Here is a 26,600-nt window from a genome sequence, read left to right on the forward strand (position 1 = left end):
ACTTGCGATATCGACGGTCGCTGCGAGCGCATCGTCGGGGTACAGATTCGCGAGTCGCAGTCTTGAACGCAGATGCTGCTCGGCATTTGGCGCCAGGTCGTAACCGCATTCGTGTACAGGCCTGCCGACCCGGATGGCGGTCATCGTGTCCTGAAGTGGCTTGCGCGAGCGCACATGCATGACGACTTGACCCAGCGCTACCACGGGTACATCCAGGTTGCGCGCGATGAACTCGACCGAGCCACGGTGAATGTCGTCCATGGCGCGTTGGTGAAGCACCAAACCTACCCAGGCCCGGCCAGTGAAGGTATCGTCCAGCCATTCGACTTGCGCGGTAAGGGCATCCTCGTTGGCTGGAAAATCAGGTACGAGAATGGCAAGGCAATCTGGCATCCCACGCAGGTGCCGATACTCCTTCTCGGGGCGGGAGAGGTCCTGCGGCGTCAGGCGATATTCGCCCTTGGTTGCCCGGGTGCGGGCGAGCGTAATCAGTTCAGACAGGTTTCCGTATCCCTCGCGGTTCTGGGCGAGGAGGATTAGTCCGAATGCGGGCGTCCCGTCGGCGTTGACGAGCCGGAAGAACGAGCCGACGATAAACGGTAGCTTCGTCTCCTTCGCTGCGACGTGCGCACGCACAACACCAGCTAGCGAACATTCGTCTGTGACAGCCAGTGCCGAATAGCCGAGCTGTGCCGCGCGCTCAGACAGTTCCTCGGCATGGGAAGCGCCATGCAGGAAGCTGAAATTCGAGAGACAAAAGAGCTCGGCATACGCCGGAAGGATATTGAAGGTGGTGTCCATGACGCATCAACCGAACAGTCCGTGAAGGAACCACCGCTGCTCCTCTTCCGCATCGCGGCTGCTGACACGCTCGCGATATATCCAATAGCAACTCTGGTCTTCCGCCTGCGCCACGAAATAATCGCGCGTCACGAGCTCACCATCAAACCAACCGGCCTCGATGCGTTCGCCAGGTGACACCATCCGCAGTGGAGAACCATAGAAGGGACGATGCTGACGCATCAGCAGTCTCACCGGTCTGTCCAGCATCCAGGTTGGTCTCGGTAGACCGAGCGGAAGTGCTTCCTGCTTCGACTTGAACGTCACCGGCACCCAACGGTTTGCGACCTCCGGGCGATGGTCGGCAGTCGGCGCGGGTCGAAGAACATTGTCCTCTCCAAGCCGCGCAACAAGCAGCTCCAAAAGGCGTGCGTGGTCTTCCTTCGAACCTCCCGGCTCCGGGAATAGCGTATCGGAAGCTGGCGCGGCGGACTCGACTTTGGACGCATCGAGGCGGAGCGCGATGACCGGTGCTGCCAGCTCAATCCGGTGTAATCGCTCCTTGAGTAGCCTGACAAGATGCTCCTCCTTCCAGGTCGGCTCACCCAATGCGATGTCGATGGTCGTCGGCTCGATAGCGTCGCGCCCGCGTTCATGTTCGAGCAGCAGCTTGATGGCCGTAACGGCCAGTTGCTTCGCGCAAAGCCAGCCAAACAATTGCACGATGAGTCGATGCGCACCGAACACTGCGCCTTCAGCATGCTCGAGGCGGTCCGGCATTTCGATACGTGCGGAGAACGTGGGCGGCAGCTCGAGCCAGTCAAAGAGTTCGGGAGCCGTACCGAATGCGCGGTCAAGCGAATCGAGCAGATGCTCACCACATCGCCGCTGCAGGCCGGCGCGCGGCAGACGCCTAATGTCAGCAATGGTCTCGCAGCCAAGTCCGGAGAACCAGTCTCCGAACGGACGAACCTCAGGAACCGACATCATCGGCAAAGCGGATAGCCGTTGCTCGAGCGATGCCAGCTTGAGCACGCGCCGGTTCCCGAATTTTGCAAGCAACCAGCCACCCTGGCCGGTCGGCGCAGCGCTAATGCGTGCTGTAAGTCCGAGCGTCCCAAGGACCGCTTTCGCTTCGCGGCACAATGCAAGCAGGCCGCCGAAGAGTCGCAGACTCGCGCCGACCTCAACAACGACGGTCGCTTCGTCAAGCAAGGCGACCTCAGGTGAAAACCGCATCAGGGTGATGCCCACCTCCCGCTGTGCCGCGGCCTCCTTGGCCGCATCGCGTTCATGCATCTCCGTTTCCGGCGACAGTGTCAGCACTCCGCCGCGCTTCATCCCGAGGCGCACGCCAGCTGCGCGAGCCGTGCTGTCTGTGATGACCACTTTGTCTTTCTCCAGTACAGCACTTCCGTGCGCGGGCTCAGATGACCACTTCGGTCGGAACACCTCGAGCGGCAACTTCGGCAAGTGGACGGCGAGAAAGACGCGCATGTCGGGAAAGCAATACAGGAGTGGGTTGAAGGGGAATCGACAGAGGCTCTGCGCGCGCTGGCCCTCGTCGTTTCACAATGTCAACGGTTAGACCGTCGGCGGATGGTCTTAAAGCGAGCCGCAAAAGCGCGGGCGATGAGTCCTGTGCCGCTGCCAGGGGCCTGACCATCACGAAAAGTGTTTCGGATGACTGCGCCGCCAGATGCAAGCGCCGCAGCGATGATGCCTGCGCGTATTGCGCCCAGAAGATGAGCGCACCGCAACTGCCTGCCCGCAGAATCTGCTCAGCCGACCAAAGCGCATCGGCGGTCTTCTGCGCTTTCACCCTCAGCACCTGGTCAATGGGAAGTCCGATGTAGTTGAGTCCAAGTCCGTCCGGGGAGTGTGGCGGCTGCACGAACGCCACAGGGCGGTCGCTCGAGCCACTGAGCGCCGGGCGCAACAGTCGCAATTCACCCACCCCGGCTTGCTGGACCATCAGGTCGATGAGCGCTCCGACCGGCCAGCCTCCACCGGGAAGCTCCGCCGACAGGGCCGGATAGCCAGTCTCGACGACCCGCCCACGGCCACGCGCGAGCCGGGACGCACGCCACAGGGACGGATGTATCTCTTCGGCCGTGACGGTTGTGCGCGACATGTGGACCTGAAAAACCTGTATATTTATACAGTATCCTACACGTAAATTCGTAGGCGTGAACTGTCACTTATATTTGGAGAAATGGGCTGCGCGACATACATCGCTCGGCCTCATGTCCTGCTTCCATTGCTCAGAGGAGGTTCCACCGTGAGAGCAGATGACTGGGTTCGGGAGGCCGAACGCGAATCAAAGCTTGTCGATGCCTTGTTTAAAGCGCGTCGCCTTATTTCCATGCACAACGGCATGACCGTCCAGTGCGACGGCGAAGAATGGCCGCTTGATTTTGGCCAAGAGTTGAGGATGATTGACGCTGCGTTGAAGACGGCCGGAATTGACACGCGGCGCCTCAGGCAATAGATACTTGTCGAGCCGCTTGCGTTAGTGAATGATTCACAGTGCACGGCATGGAGGACCTTGAGAGGTCGACGGATGCAAACTGAGAAATATCGTGGATACACGCTATGGGGTCACGCCATCCTGCAACAGGAAGACACCCCGCGGACCGAACGGTTCGCTGGGAGCGGCCCAATCACGCGCCATACGAAAGTCGTCAACGTGTCTGGAGTCCTTGGACACTTCGGAACGGAGGAGGATGCTGAGAACGCTGGCATCGCGTGGTGTCGCGCCTGGATAGAGAGCGACGAATAGCAGACGCGCGTAGCCACGCACTACGAAACAGACACGCCCAGGAGTCGCCCAACGCCGAACGTGAAAGCTGCAGCGATAAGGCCGATGACAACCTGCCGCAATGCGGAGAAGGCCGCGCTTCGTCCGTTAAAGAGTGATGTGAAGACTCCGATGGACGCGAGAGCAAGAGCGCTCAGCACGATACATTGCGCGATGGCGCTGAGTCCATGCGTCCATAGGAACGGCATCGCCGGGAAAATGGCACCGACCGAGAACAGGCAGAAGGAGACGCCAGCAGCCGACCACGGATTCCCGCCCAGCTCCGCCGGGTCCAGTCCAAGCTCCTCCCGTGTCAACGTATCAAGGGCCTTGTCCTTGTCGCGCATCATCTGCGATGCCACGCGCTTCGCCTCATCGGCTTTGAGCCCTTTCGCGCGATAAATCAGCGCCAACTCGTGCTCTTCGGCCTCGGGCGAAGTCTCCAACTCGTCGGCTTCTTTCGCAATCTGGGTGCTAGCCAACTCCCGGGCGTTGGTCACCGAAAGCCATTCACCCAGCGCCATTGAGCACGCTCCGGCTATCAACCCGGCAAGCCCTGTCAGCAGGATTGCCTTGTTGCCCGTTCCCGCACCCGCCACGCCCATAATCAGACAGAAATTGGAGACGAGACCATCGTTCGCGCCGAGTACTGCTGCGCGCAGGTCGTTCCCCGACGACACCCCCTTGTGCCATGACTCGGCTGCGGCAATACGGGCGCCCTGCGACATGTCCGGGTCTCCGCCATGAGCCAGCGTCTGGACCACTGCGGCGTGGTGATGCTCGTCGGCCGACATGCGCCCCGCATCCGGTTGCCCCAGATATTTGTTCCGGTCTGCGTACTCCGCCGCAGCAAGCGTGGGCAATACGAAACCCGCGCCGAACAAGCGGACCAGTGTCTTCATCAGGCGTGTCTTGACGGCCTGCCCGGTTCCCTTCGGGCGGGCCCCGTTGGCTCTCAGCTTTTCCGCCCACACCTGCGCATGGTCACGCTCTGATTTGGCCAGGTCGCCGTAGACCTGCTTGCGGGTTTCATCCTCCTCGACCTTGGCAAGCGTTTCGTATAGCGCAGCACTATGAAGTTCATCAGAGAGGTTTGCCCTGAAACGCTTGATTTCGTGTTTGGATGCCATCGTGAAGTACTTGCCTATTTTTGTTCGCCACCACGTAGCGTATTTGATTCAGGAAACCTGAATCACAAAGCCCCTAAAACGCGGCCTAACCGAGAACGTTAACGGTTCTCATACCGATTTGGGTCCGCGCGCCGACGCACCGTCTCGCAGAAACCGGCGCAGGCCCCTGTTGAACTGGTCAGGACACGATGTTGGTAACTGCGCTGGATGAACACGATGATGTTTCGGTCAGGTTACCCTCGAGGTGAACGTGCTGATTCGCGGCTGGTGCAATCGTACTCGTTGTCGGCAAGGAATCATCGGGAGCGGTTGACCCTGACGTCGTGAAATCACACTCCCGAAGCGACCGCTGGAACGCTTCGGGAAATGTTGCGGCTTGCTAGCTCCACGCCTCCCCGAGCGCCTGGGCTTGCTGCAGAACAGTTCCACCGCGCCGTCCTGCTGGTCAGGCGGGTATTTGTATTTACGAAGGATACGCTTGACCATCAGCCGCAGCCTGGCTCGCACGCTCTCCCGCTCCGACCAGTCCACAGTGATGTTCTGGCGCAGGTTTTCGGTGAGTTCGTGTGCAATTTTCTTGAGCGTCTCGTCGGTCAACTCGCGGACGGCTGACTCGTTGTGGCGAGCGCATCACAGAAGCGAATTTCGTCTTCCGTCAGCCGTTGAAAACCACGCTCTTTTGCTCGAATACCCGATGTCGCGGTCAGCCAATCAACCAAGCTCTCGACATCGAGAAACTCCGACAGGTGCTCGGGCAGCGCCTCAACTGTTGGAACCGGGCCACCAAAACCAACCGCCAACCGCTCGGCCAGCGCCGGTACATCTTGCGTGCCCACAATAAAAACCGTTGGACCTTCGTACTCTGACCGCGCACCAAACTCGTATAGCTCGATTTCAATGTCGCCAGTACCCATGCGACGGACGAAACCGCACTTGCCACGAGACATGCTCGGCATCAATAACCCAACCGGTTTTGCCGACCTCGGTGGAGATTGCATTTCCTTGGCACACATAGACCCTCCTCACTCCTCTGGTGCAAGAACCTGGAAGCCAGTAATGGACCTGACTTCAATCTTGCCTGGTCAGGCCTCTGCCAGTGACTCCTTGCCCGTACGGTAGACCTCGTCGAACAACGCTTCGAGGCCCGGATGCACGCCACGGAGCTGGTCAACTACAGCCTTGGCCCAATCAAAATATTTCCGTCGGCGCTCGAGCGGCCAATCTGCCGGCGGATTGCCAGCGACATCGCGCAGATTGCAAATCTTGTCGGCAAGCTTGACCAATTTGGCTCGGCCGCTAATTGTCGATGCATGCTCAACCTGACGACGCTTGCGTTCAGCCTTAGGCAGCGATTTGTCGTCAGTTAGCCTTCGGTCTTCTGAATGACAAGCGCCGTAGCTTATGCTGCGGCGCTATTACTTATGAAGGTTTTTTCACCGGCGGCATGCCGCCTATTGCCGACCGGCAAATCTAATTCAGCCGACCAGCCGCCGATAGGCGCTCAGGTGCCTAACGAGACCTTGCTTGTCGCCACGAATCTCGCTTAGCCGGGCAAGGTTGAAGTGAGCGTCGGCATGCGTCGGGTCAATTTCTATGCATCGCTGATAGGCCGCTGCCGCCGCGTCGTAGCGTTTCAGTTCCTCCAGGACGACCGCGCGGTTGAAGTGAAGCAACGCGTCGTCGGGAAAATGCTCGAGTGCACCATCGAAAATGGACAACGCCTCATCGCAACGCGTTTCCGCCTCGCATAGCAATACGCCCAGATTGGTATATGCGTCGTAATGCGGTGATGGCGCAAGCTCAAGCACTTTCCGGTAGGCCTGTTCCGCACCCACCGCATCTGTTTCGGTGAGCTGCTCGGCAAGTGCGAACCATTCTTCTGCCTGCTCTTCCCGACTCGCCAGGTTTCGCGGAGCCGAGTCCAAAAACGCTACATCACCTCGGATAGGTGCAACCTCGAAATCAAGCAGGTGCTGGCCTGATGCAGCGTCCCATTGGGACTGTCCTGACCTGACCGCTACAGTTTCGCCGACAGATGTGATTCGGATTCCAGACAGCGGAAGCTCATCGGGGAGTTCAGCTTTCAGCTTGGCAAGCGCCTTTAGAATTTTCCGCGATGAAACCTTCGCCGACTGCAATTGAAATGCGGTGCGAAGGACCACGACATCCTGGAACGAGAATCGGAGTTCGTTTCGCCGACCACGCGCGGGATGAACAAAGCCCGCGTCAATCAGTCCAGACAGAACTCTGCGCGAAACGCCCAGCAGGGACTGGAGGCTTCGCAACGAATAGTCGTGTGACAGATTTCTTCTGTTCACTTGCGAGCTCGAACCTTTGCCGGCGGCGCATCTTTCACGTCGACTCTCGGAGCGGCTCGTTTGACGGGGCGTCGCGGTTTGGCTGACAGTCCTTCAACGTCATCCGCCGAAGCCTTTTTTGCCGGAGCCGTCTTTGCAACCGATTTGGCAGGTGTGGCTCGCTTTGCCTTGTTGGTGCTCAGACTTGCTCGCAGCGCTTCCATCAGGTCAATCACCTGGCCACCGGACTCCTCTGCTGGCGCCTCCGGAGAGACAATCTGTTTGCCAGCAATCTTCCGGTCGATGGCTTCAAGAATTCGTTTCTTCTCTTCGTCTTCGTACGCAGTCGGGTCGTACGCGTCTTCCGACACCTGGTCGATGATTTGAAGGGCGAGCTTCAGCTCCGTATCACTGACACTCACCTGTTCGATGTGCAAATCGCTCAGCGCCCGCACCTCATCGGCAAACAGCAATTGCTGAAAGACCATCCCATCTTCCGCCGGCCTTATCTGAACGATTCGGGTCTTTCCCTTGTACGACCATTTTGCCAGCGCGCAACGTTCGCTTTCTCGCATGGCCTGTTGCAGCAGGCTATAGGGTTTGCCTCCCCGTTTGTCCGGGGTGATGAAGTACGCCTTGTCATAGTAGAGCGGGTCCACCGACTTTTCCGGGACGAAGGAAACAATCTCGACAACGTGGCTCGCCCCTTCCTCGAGCGCCTTCAATTCGTCAGGAGCAAAAATGACAAACTGCCCCTTTTCGAATTCGTAGCCTTTTTTCATGTCAGCGCGGGCGACGACATCGCCAGTAGCCTCGGATATGTATTGCTGCTTGACCCGGCCGCCTTCCGGCGTCAGCAGATTGAAGCCAACGCCAGCAGCGCTGTCCGTAGCTGAATAAAGCTTCACCGGTATGGATACCAGACCGAAGGAAAGCGTCAGCGATGCAATGGAACGGGCAGCCATGTGATTCTCCTGATAGCGGCGGGCGAACCGCCGCAGCGCTGCTTACACACTATCCGCTTCGAGGGGACAGCCCTTCGCGTTGCACAGCATGAGCTGTGCCCGTCGCCGACGGTTCTCGCCATGCACTTCCGAGACCGTGTTCAGCCGAACGGACTTCCTAGCGCAGGCGCTTTACGGCTGACGCCAGTGACTGGCGCGTTGACCAATACTCTTCCCACGGGTCCTGCGTCTGGAAGCTAAGATACTCTCTCGCCGTTTGCACCGTCCAGTGCGCGCCGCTTTTCAGGTCGGGCAACTGCTCCCACGACACTGGCATCGACACCCCCATTCCCGGGCGGGCCCGCGCAGAAAATGCCGTGGCAGTCGTCTGCGCCTTGCCGTTGCGCAGGTAATCAACATAGATTTTGCCAATTCTGTTGGAGGCGCCCGACGTTGCCGAAAATCGGTCGGGGATGGTCTTCGCCAGATACCGGACGAACGCCTGCGAGAATGCTTTCACCGATTTGTAGTCCAGCCGGGGCGTTAGCGGCACGACAACATGCAGTCCTTTGCCTCCACTTGTCTTCAGCCAGTCCTTCAGCTCCAGTTCCGTCAGCAACGCATGGACAAGCACAGCCGCCTCCTGAATCTGCTCCCATCTGACCCCTTCGCCCGGGTCGAGGTCAAAGATGACCCGGTCGGGTTTGTCGATTTGCAGGACGGTGGAATTCCAGGTGTGAAACTCAACGACATTCATCTGGGCCGCGGACACCAGTGCGTCCGCAGTATCGACTGTAAGTAGCGGCGGGTGATTCAGCCACAAATCGCGGTCATGGGCTTTCAGGCCCGGCATGGCTGTCTTTTCAGCGTGTTTCTGGAAAAACAGCTGACCAGAGATGCCAGTGGGCGCGCGGACCATGGCCAGCGGCCGGTCCTTCAGGTGCGGAAGCATCCATTGGGCAACACTTTCGTAATACCGAATCAGGTCCAGCTTGGTGACGCCGCTTGTCGGGTCGACGATACGCTCAGGATGCGTGACCTTCACATGAGAGGCGGGCGCTGGCGTCAGAGTCTCACCGGCTTCCCGGACAACAAGGCGCGCGGGCTTGTCGACGCGCAGACCCTTGAACGACGCTTGACGCACGACACCTTCCGCGGTCCACTCGGCAAATTCGACTTCGGCAACGAGCTCAGGCCGAACCCAGCGCTCGGTGTCCGCCGCACGCCTCGACCAGCGGCTGGGCTTCGATACGGCTACGTCAAACGGAGATGCATCCAGCTCAAGCGGCGTCAGGCGCATCCATAGGTCCCGGCCAGTACGGGCGTTCCAACCGGTACCGACGCTGCCGGCGTCGTGAAGCTGATTGCCCACATAGTATCCGAGCAGGAGGCTGCCGACTTCTCCGTCCTTGCCGCCTCTAGTGGTGAAGCCGCAGACAACCAGTTCCTGTCGCAGCCGGCACTTTGCCTTCAACCATGTCTGGGTTCTTCCTGACTCATATACTGCGTCGCGACGTTTCAACATCAGGCCTTCGAGACCGAGCCCAGCCGCCGCCTCAAATATCTGGGCCACCGGAGCGTCAAAGTCCTGACTGAACCGTATGCGGTCGCCCCCATCCTTGAGGAGGTGTGAAAGCAGGCCGCGCCGCGCCCACAGTGGGACGTTCCTGAGGTCCTTCCCATCGAAGTACGGGAGGTCGAACAGAAAATAAATAATTTCCTGGTTCGTGGCGCCATCTATAGCGTTCTGAAGAGCGCCGAAATCTGGCAGCCCGTTGCTCAGCACGACAATTTCGCCGTCAAGCCAGCCACTGGAGACTGGAAGGTTTGCAACTTCTGCAGCCAGACTTGGGAGCTTCTTCGTCCAGTCGTGGCCGCCGCTTGTGACCAGCCTCACGCGCCCCTTGTCGACGCGGGCGAGCATTCTGTAACCGTCCAGTTTCGACTCGACTATCCAGTCCCCGCTCGTTGGTAGCGACGAAGCCAGCGTCGCGCGCTGCGGTTCGAGTTTGGCGGGGAGCGGCGCGCTCGTGGCGGCAGACAGGTCTAGTTCCTGGATGCCCTTGCGCACCGGCCGCACGACTTTCCGCTCCCGCTCTTCGAGCAGCCCGAGCGGCTTCGTGATGACGCTGTCGGGGAGCGCCCTGATGACGTCGTATTTCGCCAGCGCTTGCGCCCACTCGTCTCGCTTCTTGAACAGCATCCACTGGTCTTGCTTGTCTTCCGGCTTCGAAATCCTGACCAGTTCCCACAGACCAGCGAGCTTTTCGCCATGGAGTTGAAACATCAGCTTGCCGGCAACCAATGCTTTTCTGGGGTCACCGACTGGCTCCCACGTCCCGCGGTCCCAGACTATTACGGTGCCAGCGCCGTACTGCTTAGGTGGAATCGTTCCTTCGAATGTAGCGTACTCCGGCGGATGGTCCTCCACGCGGATGGCTATCCGTTTTTCCTTTGGGTCGTAGCAGAGCCCCTTGGGTAAAGCCCACGAAACCAGCACGCCATCCAGCTCAAGCCGGAAATCGTAGTGAAGGCGACTCGCCCAGTGCTTCTGAACGACGAAACCACGGCCCGCTGACCTGCTTGTGGCGTGGGTCGATGGTGCAGGTTCGGGCGTAGCTCCGAAATCCCGCATTTTCTGGTAGCGGCTGAGAGGTGGAGACGCCGCCCTGCGAGTCGTGACCATGGTTGTAGTCGAAGAACGCCCAAAATCGAGGTAAGTTTCCGCGCCGGCTAGCCCTCGATGCACAGGTTTTCGTCGCAGCGCCATGGCGGCGGCCAGACTTCCATCTGCCCATAGTTCGAAGGCCAAAAGTGGTTGATTCTATTCGTTGTGCAGTGCGGCTATCCGGACCGATGTATTGCCATACTGAAGTTCAATGCTGCCGTTTTGTAGCCACCGGGGGCGCCGGCGCCTCCGGCGCATGGGCCGCGGGTCGATCGGACTGTACATCGACGACGACAGGCACCATGGTCTCTGCGCGCGCATCTTCGACCAACAGACCATGAGCGTACAGTTTGCGCCTAGCCCACACCTGATTGGAGTTGACGTTGTTGTCGCGGGCGACCCGTGCGACCGAGTCACCGGGTTCTAACGTCTGCTCGACGACCAATCGTTTCCGTTCCAATGCATGCCGTCGGTTCTGGCGCCTCGCGGGTAACTCGACTGTCTGAGTCACTGTGTCCATTCTCGCTGTTTGTGGGCAGAGTCGTCACTCGTGTCCGTCGCAGCCGATGATTGCATCTTCTACGGAAGGCGGGGAACGGTACAAATCAGATGCTTACGCTGTGTAGGTGGCAACTGATCAGGGACGGCCCACGGCAGGAGATCGCTCACGCGATTGACCGGATGCTCGGCAATGTGTTAGATAACGTAGCGCAGATAAGCCCCAGGATCGAGGTCGTCAAGTTTGGCGATGGCGATCAACGTGTAGATCGCGGCGCCGCGTTCGCCGTCGCTTTCCCAGCTGTCCTATCGATCGCGGCCTACCGGGCCCAGGTCTGCTCACTCATCTCATGGCGGTCAAAATGGGCGCAAATCCGTCACCAAGGCGCCGCTTTATCACATCGCGCCGTTTGTACAGGAGTCAGAGGTTTATTGGCGTCTACGCCTTTCATGGCGTCAAGGAGACGCCGTTACCCTTATGTTCAAACGCTTGTCGGTCGCAGTCGAGCCCTCCCGGACCGCCCACTCGTTCGTGGTTCCCATCCACACCGGCGAACCGGCAGGCAGGTCTCGTTGCGGGATTGCCGGTTGGTCAGTCGGCGTGAAGGCATCTCCATAGGGCGCAATCGCCCCTGGCTGGTCCGCCGGAGCGATGGCGGGCGCCAGCGCGGTAAGGCCGGCGTTGTATGCCTTCAGCATCGTCTTGGTAGCAGCAGCAACGTCTCCGCCGCCCGCCTCTGGCGATGTTGGATGTGGAAGTTTCTGGTATGCAAGCGTCGGACGCCCGGCGGCGTCGGCTGATGCGAGCCACTTCTTCCAGGCCTTGTCCGCGAAAGAGCCAAAGGCCACGACTGCCTTGACCTGACTCCCGTCCAGGATGGCCTTCAGCCAACTATTTCGATAATCCGTTATGGCAGCGTCATCGATGTGGTGCGCACCGCCTTGCTGGCCATAGACGCTATAGATAAACGTGTTGATCATCACGTAGCTGTTGTCTATCCCGAGTCAAGAAACCCTGTACCCGTCGCCCGGCCGTGCCCATCAGGATGCGCCTGGCAATGGTCTCGTGCTGCGCCGGATCCTGGCCAAGAACCAGTACCCGAGCTGTCCCGTCCAACCGTCCACGATGGAAGATTGGGCCCCACTCTACCCGAAAGGCGTTGGAGGGATAGACAGAAGTGCCGGGATACACTTCGACGAGTGAGCGAAACGGCTCATGCGAATATCCGGGACAGAACAGTGTCGTCATATTTGCCTCCTGAATCTACTCGATCGCGAGCCTGCGGCGCTGAACCACGACGCCGGCCTTACGACATACAAGTTCGAGTGTCTTGCCCGTCGTAGGACGAGGGAGGTTCAAAACTTCGTCCGTGATCGAACGCGCTGCTTCAACTGGTCTGCCGTCGACGTATACCTCGAGCTCATCTAATCCGGTCGTCGTAACCGTCACTTCGGACTTCCTGAGTGCCACGTGCAAGCTTGATTGCGGCGCGCCTGCCAGCAACTGTGCACAGTAGGCGACAAGGTCTGCATTGCCGTCCAGAACATCGCGACGGGTCATTGCATACGGAATACCAGCGATCCCCAAGTCTTCGATGGGCACGCCGGCCGAGTCTCCGCAGCGCGCTGCCCGCCGAAATGCCATTGTGAAGCTCACGCCGTCTGGAAGCCGAGGAAGCTCGAACTCAGTGCCTTCCAGTGCATCGGTCAGGTCCTGGCTTGTCCAGACGTTGGCACCGCCGGCACCCGTGGCTTGGCCTACGCACACGAGCGGCCCAATTTCGTTGTCGACGAAGCCCGCACAAAAGAGGTCGCCCGAAGAATACGTGTTGGCGTCGGCCACGCAAACGACTGGACCGCCGTACCGCTGACCCACGTCATCGCACCAGGACGGGTCGGTGATGGGGAGCGCTTGGGAGTACGCCTCGCCAGTCGAGATGGCCGACTCTAGAGAGGTGATCCACGGTTCAAGCTCCATGCGATTGAAAGCGCTCCGTGCCATTGCACGGGTCAGAGGCGTGGCCACCAGGCTAAACCGCGTCGGCGACACCTTGTTCGGCGTGAACAGCTGAAGCATGCGCTCTGCCGCCCAAATGAGACCTCCAGGATTGCCGCGGACGTCGACGATGAGACCTACGGCGGGCAGTTGCTCTACCAGACGCGTCACCTCGTCGACAAAGGCTTCGTGGTTCTCGACATCGAAGGTCCAGATACGTAGGTAGCCAATGTCGCCGAGCGCCTTCGTGCGGAACCGCTTGGCGGACAGGGCGTCCGGAAAGCGTGTTTTGAGCCATCCAGGCTCTCTCGCCATCTCTCGCCGTTGATTCTCGGCCCTCCACTGCTTGCCGGAAAACATCAGCTTCTTACCCCGCCGAACCTGCTCGGCCGCTGGGCTCACAGCAACGCGAAGCGCAGCGTGAGCCCCAAGGCGTACACCGGTTGCGGGGCTCCCCGGCCAAACGATCCGCCAAGGTATGCGTACCTCTCGCAGCGGCCTTCTGGCGCCGTCACGAAAGCCGATGTCCACCCACATCTCGTCGGGAGGAGGTCCATACTGCAAAGACCGGAACGTCAGTGACTCGAGAGCGCGGGCTAGCCGTGCATCTGGCCGCCCGCCCGTTTCCCGATTTGCATGGATAGCGACAGCGCGCCCAAATGGCATGCCGTTCCAGGTCTCCAGGAGCACGCCTGGCTTGAACCTAGGGTCCTTGATGAGCTTGATGTGTCCGACCTTCGTCACAAGGAAGGATGGAGCATCGGTCGAGCCGTACGCCTCGACCAGGAAGGGCAACTGCGCGACTGCGCCGGCGAGTGACTTCGGTCCGGCGTATATGGTATGGGCATCACGCAGGTCGACGATGATGCCGGTCACGGCCATGTGGAACTCCGCCTCGCTCATGTCTGCTGCATGCGTGCGCAGCAACTGGAGCGCTTGTACCGGATCATTCGCATATCCGGCACGCTTTTGATGCAGATGACAGTACGCGCCTTCGATGGCTGTCAGCAGGGCATCGACCACAACTTCCCGATCGGAAGCATCCAGGTGACCATCGGACGCCACCGGAAGCTTTGCGTGGCTAACCTTCAGAAGGCCTGCCCACTCGCTCAGAAGCACACCCGTCTGTGCCTTCAATAACGACGGTGTCTTGGTCGCCATGGTTGTGTTAGAAGGACGCCTCCTGGTGTGCGGGGCGATGTTTCGCATGTCGTGGGCAGAATCGGGCTGCAAACTTGTACCCAGCCAATTTTCCCATCATGGATTCATCAACCTGCACAAGCTATTGACGACCAGCCTCCTGTAAGTTGCCATTTTGTGTGGCCGACGCGATCACGTCCAGATCGAACGTTCGTCGCCCCTGCCGGTTGCAGCGGCTCGCTCAGCATCCTTCGGATGCGCCAGCCATACTTCTGGTATGGTGAAGGCTCCGCCGTTGTTGCCGCCGATCCACAGCGATCGATGAGTTGCGCATCCGGTTCATCTCGTCACGAATAGAACTTGCCAAGTCCATCAAGCAAGCCACCGTGGAACCCTCGCCCCTTGATGGACGCGAAGAAAGCTGCGTCATGCTCGAGCGGCTGAATCAGTGGAACGACAACTTCGCCGAGGTCCTTGGGCAGGCCGCCGATGGGCACTTTCCCCAATGGCATGTCGAGGGCCAGTCGCAAACGAGGAACGGTGTCCGTCAATCGGCCTGCGGCAAACGCATTCTTGGCAGCGTCGATCTCCTTCTTCGGATTGGCCCGGACCTGTTCCATCCGGGCCAGGACCTCCGAGAAGGTCCAAGGCTGCGACCGGTCCTCCAACTTCGCCATCGACAAGGTTCGCTTTGCTCCCGCGATCTTCAGGTTCGAAGGGAACGTCGCCTTTGCAGCCTTCATGAGGCCCGGGTTTCCGTACAGCGGGCGGCCGCCGATTACTACCATCTGTACGTCTTTCTCCGTTGCGGCGAGTACCCTTGCAAACGCATCTTCGGCCTGGTCGGCCTTGATTACCACCACATCTCCGAGTGCTTCTGGCTGGAGGCGTCCAGCCTGGACTGCCCAAGGCCCGACGAGAGCGTCCCCGGGGATGCAGGTGATCATGCGCACGAGGTCGAAGGGAGTAAGCCTCCATCCCTTGCTCTTGCTCACCAGTCTGGCGACTTTGATCTCACCAAGGAGATTGCGCGTTCCCGAAGGTCCCCAGTCAGAGCCGATGCACACAGGAATTTTCCGTGCCAGTGCAGAGGGAACGTCCGTTGTGCTTCCATAAAGCCAGAGGTTCGAAAACGGCGACCAGACGATCGTGCCAGGCTCGGTCCACGCGTCGTAGTCATCCGGGTTAAGCGCATTCGTGTGGATGGCGACGAACCCCCGTTGCAGGCAGCCGCACTTACGTGCGCTTTGGTACTCGCTTTCGACTATGGAGTTCGCTTGGCCTTCGGCACAGTGATAGATGAAGCTGGCTCCTGCTTTCATCTGAGCGGACCGTGTCGCAAGAACCTCCGGCTTGAGAGTCAACGTCGATGTCAGTACCCGGTTCAATGAAACGCTCCCGCCAAAGGTCTCGTCCTCGACATTGCGGACCATCCAACCGTCCAGCGGACGATTCTTTGGCGGCGACCCGTGAATGCTGGTTGTGCCGCCAACCAGCGCTCGCACCTCGGCATAGGCGAGGAGCTCATGGGGTGCCGATTCAATGAACGCATAGGCCGGCCAGGTGATATCGCCAGCGTACGTGCTGGCCGACGGCCAGGAGTCGTGGTGCAGAAAAGGCTTTGTCCGACCGGGCTCAGTCCAGAGAGGTAAGGTCGCGTATGCGAGATGGCTATGAAGATCGACGAAGCCCGGTAGCACAAGACTGCTTCCCACGTCGACCACGGCAGCCTTGTCAAAGCCATTCCGCGGGGCAGATGCGTTACCACGAGTCACGCGCTCTATTCGGCCGTCATCGCCTATCCACACTTTGCCCTGGAAGGTGTCCTTCTCGGATGATGAGACGTTGCCGTTCAGAGTGAGCGGAACGATGCGACCGGAGATCACAAGACTCACAGCTCCTCCCTGGCCCAAACGCTTCGAGCGAATAAATTTCGAGAAAGCTTGCTGACTCAACCGCGCGGCTTGTCCCTGATTGTTGATGCCAATTAGCCATGTGCGGATCTTCGGTTTGACCGGTACCAGGACCCGGATTTTTAGTTGTAGCGGATTCCAGAACGAACATCAACGTCGTCCGTGCCATTTCCAGTGATCCAGAGCGCAGCCTTGGACGTGTCGTGCCGATGGCGGCGCTCCCGGTAGAGATCGACGGAAGCGGCGCGCTCTGACTCGCCGATCAAAAATCGGCTCCCCTGTTAGGACCGATCGTTTCAGTTGCATCGTCGACTATACTCGCCGCTCACGCCATCCTAACTCCGGCGCTTCGCAATGTCGGTTCCAGGGAGCGCGGATGAACCCTGCTCAGGACTTGTCCGGAGTCTGCTAGAACGCATCACTATGGACCGGCATAGGCCTCGAGCCGGAAGGAGCCCACCAGCGGACGCTGACTTCAAGTTGGGGGGACGAAGCGTGAAATTCGCGATTGTTCCGTCGAATCGTCGAACGGCATGTATCTAAGACTCTTAAGAATGGCCCTTGCGCAATTCGAAGCGGCAATTGCCATCGACCCCTGCGGCTCAATGCTACGTTGTGCGGATAAAACCTTTAACGAACTTGCTCGGATAAGCCCTAGTTCTGCTAGCGACATAGCCGCCTTCCCGCTCGGCTGCCGTGGTTTTGTGAGAGGGCGAGGTATTGAACTCAATGGTCTCGATGGAATCAGCTCCCGCCGACTTAACAATGCCGACATGGTCAGGCGCGCCGCCTTTCCAACTGTAGACGACGAGCCAACCAGCTTTGGGACGTGGTACATCGGCGCTTGAGACCCAACGATGCTTTCCTTGTGCAACCAAGAACATGTCATTTACCGAGGGCGTTGGCAGAAAATGCGAATGTTCAAGCTCGGCGAGGTAGTTGTGCAACGTTTTTGACGGGTCGGCCTTCGTTCCATCTTTCGACGCCCTCAGTGCAACGGCCTTTGCGTATACCATCGCAGCCACATACGACACGCCGACAGCACAGAACGGCACCGGCCGGCTGTTCAGAGCCGGTGGGAGATCAAACAGGTTCAGCAACGCGGCAATCGAATCAGGATTGTCCCTTCTGTTTCGCCCTTCCCACAGCTGCGCTTCACTAACTAGCAGGCTTCCGAAATTAGGTGGCGTCGCCTCGAATAGACCCCTTGTGGAATAACTTTCGCCCATAATCGTCTCACGATCGAATTCCAGAAACTCTCTAGGAAGGTCTGGATCACCTTGCTGACCCTCGCGGGTAAGTCCGCTGTTTGGGTACACCGAGGACGGGAGCACGGCCCCGATAGCGGCGAGACCGAACGTGACGAAGAAATTGCGACGATGTTTGGACACCATTCTATTGTTCATCATGCGCTCCTTTAAGTCGGCATTACCCGCGAAAGCCGGATACAACGGCTTTCGGAGCGCCCTGCTCGACATAGACTATAGTGCGAATAATACGTACTGTCTGTGAGGGTTAATTGGCTCCGCTCTTCGCAATCTACAACTTTGCTTTGACTCTGATTTTCACAGGTGGCCAAAGCCGATTTAGGAAGTAGTTATTTTCCGCCGGGGCACCCGCACCAATTCGCCAGGCGTTAGATCATGAAACCGTTCGAGCTTAGTTGGATTTTCAAGCACTGCGTCTTCTGCGGAGGCTCAACCGATTTCGCATTTCCGCAAACTATTCCCATCCGCTCGCGTATTCTAAAATGCTTGCTTGCGGCGGCGACTTTTGCCGTGAGCATGTCGGCGTCGACTGTCATTCGGGCGCAAGGCTCCGCCGACGCTGAGTTCGCGATTGACGCTCTAGTACCAGTCACCTCCGAACTAGAGGCGAGGGCGCACGCAACCCCACCTACTGGCGCGACCGCCGCACAACTATGTGATTTCTTCCAGAAGCGGGGCATTGCAAAGTATGCCCTTGGACATTACTCCGGTGCGATCGCTGACCTCAACCAAGCATACGGGGCGGCGACCGGTCAGGTGCAAACCGACGAATGCGAACAGTGGCGGATTCGTAGTGACTTATCGGCCGCATATCGTGCATCGGGGAATCTAGCCGCTGAGATCGAGTATCTGGAACGGGCGATCGCCGAACTCGACTCAAAGAGCGTTGGACGATTGTTATTACTCAACTCAAAGCTCGCTAGCTCGTATTTGCAACTCGGTCGGCTCGATGATTCGAAACGTGCTCTCGCCGATGCACAGGCTACTCTTCCTGATCTGAAGAGAATGAAGTCATGGTTGCGGCGTCAGAACGATCTTATGGCGACGCTGCACGAGATGGAAGCGCGAATCGCCATGGCGGAGGGACGCTACAGGGAGGCCGAGGCGCTGTCGCGTCAGTCACTTGATGAACAGCAAGCCTTTCTCCGCGAGCAAAGGAAGCTGCACGCGCCCGACAGCGCTCAAGTACGCGCCGCGGCTGAGCACACCGCTCAACGAGAGCGCCAACTCGCATCTGCGCTCGCCTCGACCGGTAAGCTAGGCGAGGCAGCATTGTTTGCTCGCGTTGGATTAACCGACACGCTCGCGCAGTCCGGCGCCAACACGCTTGAAGCCAGCAACGCGCTTTCGTTGCTCGGGCAGATTCGTCTCCGTCAAGAAAATGTTGACCAGGCTAGCGCACTGTTCGATCGCGCTACCAAATCATTGCAAGCGGCCCAAATAGAGCCGTATTCACGTGCTCTCGGACGCTTGCGAGCTTGGACCGGACTCACTTTTTCGCTTCAAGGGCGTTGGAGCGACGCAGTCGACGTATTCAAGTTGCGTGACATCGACCTCCGTCTGAACCCGGAACAATTCTCCATGATTGGATCGGGCAATATTGATTGGGCGCTCGCCTTGATACGAACCGGCCGCTCCGAAGCTGCCGAACGATTGCTCAAAAACATGCTGCAGGCCCGCGAACGGCGTGGCTACAGTACCCACCTGTCGTTAGCGTATTTACACGGTTATCTGGGAATCGCCCTTGTTGACCAGGGAAAAAACGACGCGGCGCTAGCGCAGTTCGCGATCGCAATGCCGGTCCTAATCAAACCTTCGCTCGATGCAGAGAACCCCGACAGCGACGGCGGGTTTGTGCGCCAGTTTCGGCTCCGCGCGATTTATGAGGCTTATCTCGATGCACTATCGCGAGTTCGTGAAGACGGCCTCACCCTCGAAAATATTGACGCCGCGAATGAAGCATTCGCAGTGGCAGATGCGGCGCGTAATTCAAGCGTTCAGCGTGCCGTTACCTCTAGCGCCGCGCGTGCAAATCTTCCTGATGACAGGCTCGCGAAGCTCGCACGCGATGAGCAAGATGCTGAACACCGCGCGCAATCACTCGACAGGCTGCTCGAACGCCTGAGCAATACGGCGTCAGCCGAGGAAAAAAACAGGAATATGGTGACGCTTGAGCGCCAAGTGGCTGAAGCGAATACAAGTAGTGCAGCAATCAGAGCCGAGCTTATTCGGAGTTTCCCCGCGTACAGCAATCTCATCGATCCAGTGCCGACGAAGGCTACTGACGTCCAAAGGGCATTGCGCCTAGGCGAGGTGGTGGTCTCGATTTACGTGGGTGAACGCCGCAGCTACGTATGGACGATCACCCAGGAATTGGTGCTTTTTAGAACAATCGTGCTCGGGCGCGAGGAGGTCGTCCGGCTGGTCAGAGCGATTCGACATAGCGTCGACCTTCGAGACGGACGCCTCAAGCGCTTTGATAGTGCGGACGCTCTGCGTCTCTATACATTGCTGCTGGCACCTGACGAACATTCCTGGGCGACCGCCCGTGTACTTAGCGTGGTGCCCAGCGGTGCGCTCGGACAGTTGCCGCTCGGGTTGCTACTAACCGAACCTGTCAGCGCGGTACCAGTTGATACCCGTCCGAACTATGAGCAGATGCCTTGGCTACTTCGCAAGGTGGCGATAGCACAATATCCTTCCGCGAATGCACTGGTTACGCTCCGAACGACGACCGCATACGTGTCCCAAAGACTTCCGTTTGTGGGATTCGGCAACCCGGTTTTTGTCGCAGAAGTACATGATGCCGAGGGTCAGACTCGTTCGCTCAATCAAGCGGTAACGGTGTCGCCGACAAGCTTGGATGACGAGGAACCCATTGGTCCACTCGCCGTCCGGCGTCTCGCCGCGCCCGTCGTTCAGTCCGACACAGATCCGTCGACACGAACGAATTCCCCAGACGATCCCGGACTACTCTCGTCGATCTATTCTCGCTTGCCGCCTCTGCCGGACACCGCCGACGAGCTAAACGAAATCGCTGCTATTGCGGGCGCTCTGCCAGAGCGCGACGTATTTCTCGGCCCGCGAGCTACGGTTGGCAATGTAAAGCGATCCGATTTATCGCGTTATCGCGTCGTAGCATTTGCAACTCACGGCGTCGCACCAGGGGATATCGTCGGCCTCGATGAACCTGCCCTAGTTCTTTCCAACCCGGTATTGGTGAACGAAAGTGGCAGCGGGCTTCTAGGTTTGGACGATATCCTTGCACTGAAACTTAACGCTGATTGGGTCGTGCTCTCTGCATGTAACACCGCGAGCGGAGATGGCATTGGCTCAGAAGCGGTCTCAGGTCTCGGTCGAGCGTTCATGTTCGCTGGATCGAGGAGCCTGCTGGTGTCAAATTGGGCGGTCGAGACTGTTTCCGCGCGGCTCTTGACCACAGGGGTGTTTCGTCAGCAACGCGAGCATCAGCAACTGACCCGCGCGGAGGCACTCCGCGCTGCGGCTATGGATGTCATGCGCAGCCCGGGCGGTCGCTATCGCCACCCGGCGTTCTGGGCGGCGTTCTCGTTAATCGGAGATGAATCTTAATTCGACAACTTCATGCGTTACCGCGAATGGTCGTTGTCAAAAACCGAGATTACTCCTTCTACGCGAGTGGTCAGGGGACGCTTCTTAACGGGACATTCGTTCTATCAAACCGATTGACGGCTTTGGTTTGACAGACAACCTTCCGTGGAATTCGACCAATGAAGGTCCACTCTACTTCGGGAAGAGTCATTGATGTTCCGGGCGGTCGACAGTCCGATCAGGGTCGGGAGTGTGAGTTCGCTAATGTGGACAGTTGCCGTCCGTCTGCTCGATGCTGCCACTGTCAGCAATCCGCCGCCACATTGCTGACGTAGAACCCAGCGCGTCTCAATGTCGGCTAAGGCCGAATTGTGCGCGTAGTTCGTTCGTCGGGTTCCGGGGGCTGCAGGCGTTCCAACAACGAGGCTCTCTGCTCACCGAGCGGCAGGTCGTCGCGACACCCGGAAATTGGAGGGCGAATTTTCGGCTCACACGGGCGAGTCAGCAATGGCTTTCCGCTGCCGACGCTAAGTTGACTGGCGCAGGACAGCGCGTATTGCAGGGTAAAACCGAAACTTGCTCGACGCAGTGCGCTACTTTTGTGCAACGAATCTGACACAGATCCGGTGGATGTCGCAAACGATCGGCGACCGGTAGTCGAGCCTCCATCCATCTTCGAAGAGCGGTGTCAGCGACCGCTCCGTAGTTAGCGGGAAAGTTCGAAGGATGCCCGGCGCCAGTTCGGCGGCTGCGGCCGCCAGCGCAATCCGATCCTGCCAATGACATGTCGTTCCATTCGCTTTCAGCCAGATACGCGAAGACTCGACCAGGTGATCCGTGCGTAACCAGCTGCCGGTTCGCGCCATTGCGACAAGTTCCCCAATCACCAGGTAGCAGAGGAGTTCAGCGCGTGCCTCATCATCGAGCTTCTCAGGGAGTGACATGTCGAACGACGTTTCGGATCTGTAACCTGCCGTCAGGTGGCGCATGGTCGGGACGTGCGGCGAAAACCGGCCGCCGCGGTGATGGGCGCCACCTGGTGCCGTTTGCCGGATGGTCAGGTCTCACCGCTCAGTCTGCATGGGGTTCGTCTGCATTGAATGCGCTGGACGATGGCGTTGAACCGTTCTTTGCCACCGTGCGTGTGAACGCACCTCCCGTCGGGAGCATCGCTCGTGCTGACCGTTGCGCGGCCACGACCCCGCCTATGCAGTCTGCTACAGAGGCCCGTTTTCGCATCCTGGCATAGCGCACAGCGGTGCGAGCCGGAACACTATTGCGCCGCGGTCAGTTTCAGTCCGGGCCTCAATGCCGGCGACGGTTCCTGCAGGCCTTTGCGCTCGTCGGAGACCTGCTCAATGCCTTTACTGGCCACCTCCTCCAGAAAGGTCAGCCGGGCCCGATAGTAATCAACGCGTAGCTGTGCATCGAGCACATGCTGCTCAGCCTGGAACAGTTCCATGCGCAGGTCATTAAGTGCACGTTCCGCCTGTTTCTCGGGAGTGGGCGCGTGATGTGAAGCCCAGTTTGCAAGCCATCGCAGCATGGTGAAGCCCTCCTGTCGTCGGGTGCCCGGCCACGACAAAGGCTATCAAAGTCCGGAACGGCTGTCTGTCAAAAAACGCCAGCGCGTCACATGTTGCATAAACGGCACAGCGACGCCTGAGTGCGACGGAGGTGTGATAGCACCAGTTGGCGCATGCGCCGCACCCTCCCCGCGGGAATGTCCGGTGATCCGCACTGCCTGCACACTGCACGCGTGCCAGTGTTGGACTCCTTTACCGCAGGTGATGGCGGGACCCGACCTACTGGCTGCGGACCGGTCGTCATCCTGCACTGACCGGGGTATAAGCAAGCTTCATCGGCCGTTTTGCATGCCTTGCGCATTCCGATCGCGATGCCATCCGCCCGAGGGTGACCGCGTTACCGGGATATCGCGACTGCAGCCACAACCTCACCACGTCATTGCGCATCCAGCTCCCCACAAAACTGGCAGTCAGCGCGAGCAGGAACAGGTCATCGTAATACCCTGCCGCCAGCTCCTGCGCGGCAAGTTGCGCCCTGATGAGCCCACGCTCCATGGCCGCCAGACGTCGCACACCGTCGCGATCAGACTGCCGTCCCCGTGGATCATCCGCCCGAAGGCCAGCGGGCGTCGCCGCCAGTAGCGCGCGCGCAAAATCGCCGCTGCAGTTGTTTTGCCGCACCATCACGCTGGCCACAGCGACCTGGCGGGATGGCACCATCCGAGTTAGCGCGGTAAGGGTCCGTTCAGGCAGTCTGTACCCGGTCAACTGGTCGGCTGCCTCTGGGCAGATTCCAGGCGGACACGCGCGATCCGCGGACTGTCTGTCGGATCGCGCAACATATCGGGCAGGACGGGCGTGGGTCACGGTGAGCGACCTTCAAGGTTATCGCGAAGGCGTCGGGGCATGGTGACAATTCCCTGCGATCGCAGGAGTGCGACGAACGCCGGATCAGACAGGAGTTCCACCAGCACGTCGCCCACAATGACCCGCTCGACCCGGATGGCCTCCATCTGCCGGATCGCCATCTGTTGGCGCGCTCGCTCCAGCATAAGGACTTTCCGGGCCTTGATCTGCGGCGAGGATCGGGATTTCGCGCGGGTCGACGCGTCGCAACCGGACGCGACATCCTCTTCGACAGGACAGATTGCGGTGCGCGGATGATCTTTTCGCATAACGATTACTTCGTAGCAGGGTGGCACGTCGCCGGCAATACTTCCAGCGGCACGTTGGCGGCAAGCTCGATCAGTGATGCAAGATCGGGATGCCGGTACGGCTCGAAATGAGACTGGCCGTACCGGTACAGCACGGTGAATTCGCCCTTCGGCAGACTACCCTGGGGGAGAATGTGAAAGTCGAGCAGTTCCTTGCCTGCGCGCTCAATGCGGCCGTATACGAGAAAGTCAATCGCAAAGCAATCGGGCCAGCGGGCGATCCAGTAAGGCAAATGTCCCTGGACCAGCCACGGGCTCCGGATAACCAGTTGCAACCGTAGTGCGCCGTCGATGCACAGCGTCCCCGTGTGTTTCTCATACCGGACCTGATGACCCAGCTCCCGCAGCTTGTCGGTCGTCCCATCAGCAACGCGCCGCTCCATCAGGTGCTCGACGTACCGGTTTTCGGACCGCTCGGGATTCAGGTTCGGCGGGTATCCAATGATCCTGTATGCCTCATACAGACTCCCGAATTCGCGCATTACCTGTTCAACAGACGGCGCACTCCGGTAATGCCTCAGTGTTGCCTGATTGAGTCTGCCTGCTCTCGTGACCACCTTGCGTAGGCCTTCAATAATCTCGTTTCGTGTTGGTCTACGTCCGACGCGTGCCATTTTCTGCTGAACAGCGGCAAAGATGCGCCGGTCGACGACCGGCTCGAACGCGTCCGGAATGCGGATCCACTCCTCCCGCGGCAACTGCTCCCAGCCACGGTCGAGTTTCGAGGTCGTCCGGCTGTAGACATTGGTGCCGATGTACTTTTCGTTGCGCAGGATGTCCAGTATGTTGGCGCCTTGCCAGGTGCGGCCAGCACCGTTGACTATTCCAAAGCTGTTCAGGCGCCGCGCGATCGCCGCCGCGCTGACCGGTTGCGTTGCGTACCATTCGTAAATCTTGCGGACCAGTGCGACATCGCCTGGCGGCCCCGGCGCGATGATGATGCGGTCAGTCTGTACGCTTTTGTATTCACGCGGAGCGAGGCACCGACGCTCGCTGTTATCCCGGCCGACCAGAATGCGCTGCAATCCGATCCCGGGGGGGCCACCCGCATGAAAACCACGCCGGACGTTCAGGCAGTGCCCGAGAAAGACCTTACGTGACATCTCGCGACTGAATTCGCCGGCCATCGCCCGCTTGAGTGCCTTCAGTATCGATGTGGCAGGGCTGCTATCGTTCTCGAACGGCTCGGCGACATAGATGACGTCGACACCGGCGCGGCGACAGGTGTATTCGTAGAACGCACTTTCATCGACATCCTGGAAGCGTCCCCAGCGACTGACGTCGTACACCAGTACGCTCGTGAATCTGCGCGCCGGATTCTCCACGTCGATCAATAGCTGGATCAGTGCTGGGCGTTCACGCAGCGTCAGTCCACTGATCGCAGAATCTTCATAGTCCCGCACAACCCGGATACCGTGCGCGGCGGCATATCGTGCGATCGCTTCGCGCTGGAATACAGGTGAGTACTCCTGGTGGTCGGTGGACATGCGGATGTACTGCGCGGCGCGAACGGGCGCAGCGGGCTGGGTACGGCGCGTCCGCGCGGAAGGCATGATATTTCCAGTGCTCACACATTAGTGCTAGCGCTTTTCCGGTCAAAGTCAAGACGGAGCATCGCTATGGCGACCGAACTGGCGCTGGACAACCGAAATCGGTTGATCTGTCGACTTGCAAAGCGCCCGGGTCGTTAACGGCTATTCGATGCCTGCCACCGGCCCGCAGGAGTATGACGGTGCCTTTGCGCATGTTGGTAGGCGTCGAATAAGCTTAATCGGGAGTGTGAGTTCATTGATGCAGGGAGCCGCCGTCCGTCTGCTCGATGCCGCCGCGGTCAGCAATCTGTCACAGTGCTGAAGTAGAACCCAGCGCGTCTCAACGCCAGCAACGGCCGAAATTTACCGGTATGTTATTGAGCAGCATTCTGATGCAAACCAGTGGTTCGTTTGACGGCTTCGAGGCATAGTGGCAACCGTTAGCCGCCTGTGAGCCTCTCGCAAATCCACGCAAAACCGCGCGTGAAGATCCGACATCACAATCGAACTCCCATCATCCCTGTGGGAGTCTGTCATGAAAACCGAACAAACCCGTGAGGCGTGGAACAAAGGCAAACTGGTCGGCCAGAAGCCACCGCTGAAACTCAAAGATGTCTGGGCTATCCGGATCTATCTCCAGAACGCTCATGCTGTTCGCGATCTCGCACTGTTCAACCTTGCAATCGACAGCAAACTACGTGGTTGTGATCTTGTCAGTCTTCGAGTCCGCGATGTTACGCACGGCAATCATGTCTTGTCGCGGGCGCAGGTCGTTCAGCGAAAGACACAACGCCCTGTCCAGTTCGAACTGACCGAACCTACCAGGAAGGCTGTCGGCGCTTGGCTGGAGAAGGCAGCCCTAAGGCCGGATAGATTTCTCTTCGCCAGTCGGTTGTCCGCATCGCCTCATCTCTCCACCCGACAATATGCCCGGATGATACGTCGATGGGTGGAAACTGCGGGGCTTGATCCGACAGCCTACGGCACGCATTCGATGCGCCGCACCAAAGCAACCCTGATTTACAAGCGCACGAAGAACCTGAGGGCCGTCCAACTGTTGCTCGGCCATAGCAAGATTGAAAGCACGATCAGGTATCTTGGCATTGAAGTCGACGACGCGCTCGAGATTTCGGAACAGACTGAAATCTAACGCGTCGGGCACAGGCCGCGCGAAACGACGCTATGTTCGGTATCGTGCGGCAGCTTTCTGGTGAACTTTCATTCGCTCGAAACTGCGACCAATCGTTGCTGCTTACCGATCCTTCCAAGCCGTCACCCGAATGGCTGGTTGGCAACGGAGACTGGCCCGACCAGCTACGAGTAG

General features: G+C 59.1%; 20 protein-coding genes and 3 pseudogenes. 3 read left to right on the forward strand and 20 right to left on the reverse strand.

The window, feature by feature from the left end:
* From P0D73_RS43400 to imuA, 3 genes are all read right to left on the reverse strand, one after another.
* Nucleotides 1-801: PHP domain-containing protein (locus P0D73_RS43400; protein WP_408435934.1), on the reverse strand; the 801-nt coding region annotated here is incomplete at its 3' end.
* Nucleotides 802-807: 6 nt separating this feature from the next.
* Nucleotides 808-2,277 carry a Y-family DNA polymerase gene (locus tag P0D73_RS43405; protein WP_408183472.1) on the reverse strand — a complete coding sequence of 490 codons (1,470 nt, stop codon included), beginning with the start codon at nt 2,275-2,277 and terminating at the stop codon, nt 808-810.
* Nucleotides 2,207-2,914, reverse strand: a complete 708-nt coding sequence (gene imuA, locus P0D73_RS43410; protein ID WP_408183471.1) for a translesion DNA synthesis-associated protein ImuA — start codon at nt 2,912-2,914, stop codon at nt 2,207-2,209. The genes P0D73_RS43405 and imuA overlap by 71 nt, the downstream gene beginning before the upstream one ends.
* 147 nt (nt 2,915-3,061) lie before the next feature.
* Between imuA and P0D73_RS43415 the strand changes: the two genes are divergently transcribed.
* A complete protein-coding gene (locus tag P0D73_RS43415; RefSeq protein ID WP_408183470.1) occupies nt 3,062-3,271 on the forward strand; it encodes a hypothetical protein in 210 nt (69 codons plus the stop codon).
* A gap of 311 nt (nt 3,272-3,582) precedes the next feature.
* On the opposite strand, the gene P0D73_RS43420 is transcribed toward P0D73_RS43415, so the two are convergent.
* The 12 genes and pseudogenes from P0D73_RS43420 to P0D73_RS43475 form a co-directional block, all read right to left on the reverse strand.
* Nucleotides 3,583-4,710, reverse strand: a complete 1,128-nt coding sequence (locus tag P0D73_RS43420) for a VIT1/CCC1 transporter family protein (protein ID WP_408183469.1) — start codon at nt 4,708-4,710, stop codon at nt 3,583-3,585.
* 379 nt (nt 4,711-5,089) lie between these two features.
* Nucleotides 5,090-5,369: pseudogene (locus tag P0D73_RS43425) on the reverse strand (type I restriction enzyme endonuclease domain-containing protein); the annotation flags it as partial.
* 423 nt (nt 5,370-5,792) lie between these two features.
* Nucleotides 5,793-6,077, reverse strand: a pseudogene (locus P0D73_RS43430) (phosphohydrolase); the annotation flags it as partial.
* 108 nt (nt 6,078-6,185) lie between these two features.
* Nucleotides 6,186-7,028: a tetratricopeptide repeat protein gene (locus P0D73_RS43435; protein ID WP_408183468.1), complete on the reverse strand. Its 843-nt coding sequence runs from the start codon at nt 7,026-7,028 to the stop codon at nt 6,186-6,188.
* A complete protein-coding gene (gene ku / locus P0D73_RS43440; RefSeq protein ID WP_408435938.1) occupies nt 7,025-7,972 on the reverse strand; it encodes a non-homologous end joining protein Ku in 948 nt (315 codons plus the stop codon). The genes P0D73_RS43435 and ku overlap by 4 nt, the downstream gene beginning before the upstream one ends.
* A 157-nt stretch (nt 7,973-8,129) precedes the next feature.
* Nucleotides 8,130-10,637: a DNA ligase D gene (ligD, locus tag P0D73_RS43445; protein WP_408435948.1), complete on the reverse strand. Its 2,508-nt coding sequence runs from the start codon at nt 10,635-10,637 to the stop codon at nt 8,130-8,132.
* Between the two features lie 190 nt (nt 10,638-10,827).
* Nucleotides 10,828-11,139, reverse strand: coding sequence for a transposase (locus P0D73_RS43450; RefSeq protein ID WP_408183192.1), 312 nt, complete (start codon nt 11,137-11,139; stop codon nt 10,828-10,830).
* A 59-nt stretch (nt 11,140-11,198) separates the two neighbouring features.
* Nucleotides 11,199-11,414 (reverse strand): annotated as a pseudogene (locus P0D73_RS43455) (transposase domain-containing protein); the annotation flags it as partial.
* A gap of 159 nt (nt 11,415-11,573) precedes the next feature.
* On the reverse strand, nt 11,574-12,098 hold the full coding sequence (locus tag P0D73_RS43460) for a uracil-DNA glycosylase family protein (RefSeq protein WP_408435940.1): 525 nt from the start codon (nt 12,096-12,098) through the stop codon (nt 11,574-11,576).
* Nucleotides 12,099-12,381: 283 nt separating this feature from the next.
* Entirely contained in the window at nt 12,382-14,274 is a 1,893-nt protein-coding gene (locus P0D73_RS43465) for a S41 family peptidase (RefSeq protein WP_408183190.1), read from the reverse strand.
* 326 nt (nt 14,275-14,600) lie between these two features.
* Nucleotides 14,601-16,148, reverse strand: a complete 1,548-nt coding sequence (locus P0D73_RS43470; RefSeq protein ID WP_408183189.1) for an amidohydrolase family protein — start codon at nt 16,146-16,148, stop codon at nt 14,601-14,603.
* A gap of 626 nt (nt 16,149-16,774) precedes the next feature.
* Nucleotides 16,775-17,575 carry a CHAP domain-containing protein gene (locus P0D73_RS43475; protein WP_408435943.1) on the reverse strand — a complete coding sequence of 267 codons (801 nt, stop codon included), beginning with the start codon at nt 17,573-17,575 and terminating at the stop codon, nt 16,775-16,777.
* Between the two features lie 234 nt (nt 17,576-17,809).
* On the opposite strand from P0D73_RS43475, the gene P0D73_RS43480 reads away from it, so the two are divergent.
* Nucleotides 17,810-21,025, forward strand: coding sequence for a CHAT domain-containing tetratricopeptide repeat protein (locus P0D73_RS43480; RefSeq protein ID WP_408183186.1), 3,216 nt, complete (start codon nt 17,810-17,812; stop codon nt 21,023-21,025).
* 572 nt (nt 21,026-21,597) lie between these two features.
* Here the strand turns inward: P0D73_RS43480 and P0D73_RS43485 are convergent.
* The 5 genes from P0D73_RS43485 to P0D73_RS43505 form a co-directional block, all read right to left on the reverse strand.
* Complete coding sequence (locus P0D73_RS43485; protein ID WP_408183185.1) at nt 21,598-21,993, reverse strand: hypothetical protein; 396 nt, start codon at nt 21,991-21,993, stop codon at nt 21,598-21,600.
* A 284-nt stretch (nt 21,994-22,277) separates the two neighbouring features.
* Entirely contained in the window at nt 22,278-22,550 is a 273-nt protein-coding gene (locus P0D73_RS43490) for a hypothetical protein (protein ID WP_106307971.1), read from the reverse strand.
* Between the two features lie 280 nt (nt 22,551-22,830).
* Nucleotides 22,831-23,397 carry a plasmid partitioning protein RepB C-terminal domain-containing protein gene (locus tag P0D73_RS43495; RefSeq protein WP_408183184.1) on the reverse strand — a complete coding sequence of 189 codons (567 nt, stop codon included), beginning with the start codon at nt 23,395-23,397 and terminating at the stop codon, nt 22,831-22,833.
* Nucleotides 23,394-23,705, reverse strand: a complete 312-nt coding sequence (locus P0D73_RS43500) for a hypothetical protein (RefSeq protein ID WP_408435946.1) — start codon at nt 23,703-23,705, stop codon at nt 23,394-23,396. Before P0D73_RS43500 ends, P0D73_RS43495 begins: the two co-directional genes overlap by 4 nt.
* Before the next feature lie 5 nt (nt 23,706-23,710).
* Complete coding sequence (locus tag P0D73_RS43505; protein ID WP_408183181.1) at nt 23,711-25,297, reverse strand: recombinase family protein; 1,587 nt, start codon at nt 25,295-25,297, stop codon at nt 23,711-23,713.
* A gap of 514 nt (nt 25,298-25,811) precedes the next feature.
* Here P0D73_RS43505 and P0D73_RS43510 point away from each other — a divergent pair.
* The gene (locus P0D73_RS43510; protein ID WP_408183180.1) at nt 25,812-26,426 is read left to right on the forward strand and encodes a tyrosine-type recombinase/integrase; all 615 of its coding nucleotides are present in this window, start codon (nt 25,812-25,814) and stop codon (nt 26,424-26,426) included.
* The last annotated feature ends 174 nt before the right edge of the window (nt 26,427-26,600 follow it).

The organism is Paraburkholderia sp. RL18-101-BIB-B, from assembly GCF_046026985.1.
Taxonomy (GTDB): Bacteria; Pseudomonadota; Gammaproteobacteria; order Burkholderiales; family Burkholderiaceae; genus Paraburkholderia.

What these genes read in the sequence shown, in the direction of transcription:
- P0D73_RS43405 (WP_408183472.1), bottom strand. Translation starts at nt 2,277, where the DNA reads ATGCGCGTCTTTCTCGCCGTCCACTTGCCGAAGTTGCCGCTCGAGGTG.
- imuA (WP_408183471.1), bottom strand. Translation starts at nt 2,914, where the DNA reads ATGTCGCGCACAACCGTCACGGCCGAAGAGATACATCCGTCCCTGTGG.
- P0D73_RS43420 (WP_408183469.1), bottom strand. Translation starts at nt 4,710, where the DNA reads ATGGCATCCAAACACGAAATCAAGCGTTTCAGGGCAAACCTCTCTGAT.
- ku (WP_408435938.1), bottom strand. Translation starts at nt 7,972, where the DNA reads ATGGCTGCCCGTTCCATTGCATCGCTGACGCTTTCCTTCGGTCTGGTA.
- ligD (WP_408435948.1), bottom strand. Translation starts at nt 10,637, where the DNA reads ATGGTCACGACTCGCAGGGCGGCGTCTCCACCTCTCAGCCGCTACCAG.
- P0D73_RS43450 (WP_408183192.1), bottom strand. Translation starts at nt 11,139, where the DNA reads ATGGACACAGTGACTCAGACAGTCGAGTTACCCGCGAGGCGCCAGAAC.
- P0D73_RS43460 (WP_408435940.1), bottom strand. Translation starts at nt 12,098, where the DNA reads ATGATCAACACGTTTATCTATAGCGTCTATGGCCAGCAAGGCGGTGCG.
- P0D73_RS43465 (WP_408183190.1), bottom strand. Translation starts at nt 14,274, where the DNA reads ATGGCGACCAAGACACCGTCGTTATTGAAGGCACAGACGGGTGTGCTT.
- P0D73_RS43475 (WP_408435943.1), bottom strand. Translation starts at nt 17,575, where the DNA reads ATGATGAACAATAGAATGGTGTCCAAACATCGTCGCAATTTCTTCGTC.
- P0D73_RS43480 (WP_408183186.1), top strand. Translation starts at nt 17,810, where the DNA reads ATGAAACCGTTCGAGCTTAGTTGGATTTTCAAGCACTGCGTCTTCTGC.
- P0D73_RS43485 (WP_408183185.1), bottom strand. Translation starts at nt 21,993, where the DNA reads ATGCGCCACCTGACGGCAGGTTACAGATCCGAAACGTCGTTCGACATG.
- P0D73_RS43490 (WP_106307971.1), bottom strand. Translation starts at nt 22,550, where the DNA reads ATGCTGCGATGGCTTGCAAACTGGGCTTCACATCACGCGCCCACTCCC.
- P0D73_RS43500 (WP_408435946.1), bottom strand. Translation starts at nt 23,705, where the DNA reads ATGCGAAAAGATCATCCGCGCACCGCAATCTGTCCTGTCGAAGAGGAT.
- P0D73_RS43505 (WP_408183181.1), bottom strand. Translation starts at nt 25,297, where the DNA reads ATGCCTTCCGCGCGGACGCGCCGTACCCAGCCCGCTGCGCCCGTTCGC.
- P0D73_RS43510 (WP_408183180.1), top strand. Translation starts at nt 25,812, where the DNA reads ATGAAAACCGAACAAACCCGTGAGGCGTGGAACAAAGGCAAACTGGTC.